Annotated in this window: 2 protein-coding genes and 1 pseudogene; 2 read left to right on the plus strand and 1 reads right to left on the minus strand. The window is 63.4% G+C overall.

The window, feature by feature from the left end; translation table 11 throughout:
* Positions 1-246, plus strand: a pseudogene (locus RKP46_RS15350) (2-oxoacid:acceptor oxidoreductase subunit alpha); the annotation flags it as partial.
* 1 nt (position 247) lies between these two features.
* Complete coding sequence (locus tag RKP46_RS15355; protein ID WP_300333424.1) at positions 248-1,303, plus strand: 2-oxoacid:ferredoxin oxidoreductase subunit beta; 1,056 nt, start codon at positions 248-250, stop codon at positions 1,301-1,303.
* A 32-nt stretch (positions 1,304-1,335) separates the two neighbouring features.
* On the opposite strand, the gene RKP46_RS15360 is transcribed toward RKP46_RS15355, so the two are convergent.
* Positions 1,336-2,799, minus strand: coding sequence for a M48 family metalloprotease (locus tag RKP46_RS15360; RefSeq protein WP_311107441.1), 1,464 nt, complete (start codon positions 2,797-2,799; stop codon positions 1,336-1,338).
* Positions 2,800-2,887: the final 88 nt, after the last annotated feature.

The following is a 2,887-nucleotide window of genomic DNA, read 5'->3' on the forward strand; positions in this document are numbered from 1 at the left end:
TTCCCGTTCCAGAACGAGATCGCCGACTTCATCGCCGCGCACTCGAAGGTCTTCGTCCTCGAACAGAATTTCGACGGCCAGTTGTGCACGCTGCTGATCAACGAAGCCGGGGTCAATCCGGCCAGCCTGATCCCAGTCCTGCACTACGACGGAACGCCGATTACCGCGCGTTTCATCACACACGAAATCGCCGAACGCGTCTCACGACTCAACGTTCGTCCGCTCAGAGAAGACAGGGTGGCCTGAAATGACCTACATCGCGAAACCCAGACTGCATCACCCGACACTGGCCAAGAACCGCGTCGGCTACACACGACGCGACTACGAAGGCAAGATTTCCACGCTCTGTGCCGGTTGCGGCCACGATTCGATTTCGGCCGCGATCATCCAGGCGTGCTGGGAGCTCGACGTTGAACCGCACCGTGTCGCCAAGCTTTCCGGGATCGGCTGCTCGTCGAAAACGCCCGACTACTTCCTCGGCAACTCGCACGGCTTCAACACCGTACATGGGCGCATGCCGTCGGTGCTCACCGGCGCCTACATGGCGAATCGCGAGCTGATCTATCTCGGCGTATCGGGTGACGGCGATTCCGCCTCGATCGGTCTCAGCCAGTTCGCCCACGTTATGCGGCGCGGCGTCAACATGACCTACATCGTCGAAAACAACGGCGTCTACGGTCTGACCAAAGGCCAGTTCTCGGCCACTGCCGACAAGGGTTCGAAGTCGAAGCGCGGTCAGGTGAACAACGACACGCCGATCGACCTGGCGATGCTCGCGCTGGTCATGGGCGCCACTTTCGTCGGGCGCGGCTTTTCCGGCGACAAGACACAACTCGTCCCGCTGATCCGCTCAGCCATGGCGCACCAGGGTGCGGCGGTGATTGATGTCGTCTCGCCGTGCATCGCGTTCAACAACCACAGCGGCAGTACGAAAAGCTACGACTACGTGCGCGAACACAACGAAGCGGTCAATCGCCTCGACTTCCTGCCCACGCGCGAGCAGATCACCGTCGAGTACGAGCCCGGCGAAGTGACCGACGTGCGCCAGCACGATGGATCTATCGTCCGTCTGCGCAAGCTGCACGCCGAGTACGATCCGACCGATCGCATCGGCGCGATGAGCTACATCCAGGAGCACGCGGCGCGTGGCGAAGTCGTTACCGGCCTGCTCTACGTCGACCCTGACGCGTGCGACCTGCACCGCCAGCTTAATACCGTCGACGAAGCGCTCAATGCGCTGGGTGCGGCTGAACTCTGCCCGGGCTCGGCGGCGCTCGCCAGGATCAACGCCAGCCTGCGCTAGGGATCAGGCCGGGAGCGGGCCAGAAGCCGGCGCTAGCTCCCGCCGCGTTTCTGCTTCGCTTCTTCGGCCTGCAGTTTGCGCAGTTCGCGCAGCCGCGCATCGACTGCCGATTGCTCGAAGAAGTTGCCGTCGGTGGATTGCTGCGCGAACTGCAGCTGTTCGACCGCAGCGCCGAGCTGACCTTGCAGAAAATAGAACTCGGCTTGCGCCCGGTGCTGCTGCAGGCGCTTGCCGGCGGCGGCGAAGGTCTTTGCCTGCAGGCCGTGGAGCTTGTAGTCGCTCGCTGCGAGCTGGATTTGCGCATCGAGGAAACGCACGCCCTGATCGTATTCGCGGTTGCCGAGCAGTGCTTCCGCGTAGCCGTAAACCAGTGCCCTGGACTGCGGATAGCGCTGCAAGGCCTGGCGGAAGAGGGTCAGCGCGGCGGCCGGGTTGCCGCCGGCGATCTTCGCCTCGGCGGCCAGACGGACGATCATCGGCGACGACGCCTTGCTGGCCAGCAGCACATCGAGCTCGTGTTGTGCGCCCGCCACATCGCCCGCCTTGAGCAGCGCGTAGGCCAGACCGTAGCGCGCAGCCACTTCCGAAGCGTGCTTCCTTTCCTTCAGTTGCTGCGCGAAGTCGTTTGCCGCTTCGCGCGCAGGGCTCATCTGAGCGCGCAGCTTGGCACGTAGCAGATGGAAATCCAGGCTGTCGGGCACCTGGCGGTAAACCGCGCCGTCGACCCGGTTCTGCATGTCCGACATGCGCTCGACGGTCAGCGGGTGCGAACGCAGGTAGACCGGCGCACTGTTCTCATACACCCGGCCGGCCTGCTGCAGGCGGGCAAAGAAGTCGCCCATGGCGCGCACATCGTAGCCGGCATTGCTCAAGGTCTGCAGCCCAAGGCGATCGGCTTCGCGTTCGAAATCGCGGCTGTAGGCAAGCTGTGCCTGAATCGTTCCGGCCTGCGCCGAGGCGATGGCGGCGCTCGCCGCCTGCGAGTTCGAGCGCGCGGCGAGAACCGCCAGCGCCATGGCGATCATGGTCGCGATCGACTGCTGCTTCTCGCGCGCAATCTGCCGCGCGAGGTGGTTCTGCGTCACGTGCGCGACCTCGTGCGCGAGCACTGCCGCCAGTTCGGACTCCGATTGCGCAGTCAGGATAGTGCCGGTGTTGACACCGATGAAGCCGCCGAACATGGCGAAAGCATTGACCGTATTGTCGCGAATGGCGAAGAACTGACAGTCGCCAGCCGGGTTCGAACTTGCCGCAACCAGTCGATTGCCCAGTTGATTGAGGTAATCCGAGACCTCCGGATCGTCGATATAGCTCGGTTCGCGCAAGCGAATCTCGTTCAGAATGCGCTCGCCGATCTTGCGCTCGGTCTGCGGCGACAACTCGGCGCGCGCCGCTTCGCCCAGATCAGGCAGGTCTTCGGCCAGGGTCGCCGGCGGAGCGCTGCCAAGGGTGATGGCGAGAACGGCGAGCACGGCATTACGAACGCTTCTCTTCAAGTTGGACTCCAGGCGCGACTCGTCACGCATCGCAAGGGATGATGCTATGATAACCAAGTGTGCGGCGAAGCCGGTTACAAAGTGTTAG

The sequence above is a fragment of the Accumulibacter sp. genome (genome assembly GCF_031732815.1).
GTDB lineage: Bacteria > Pseudomonadota > Gammaproteobacteria > Burkholderiales > Rhodocyclaceae > Accumulibacter.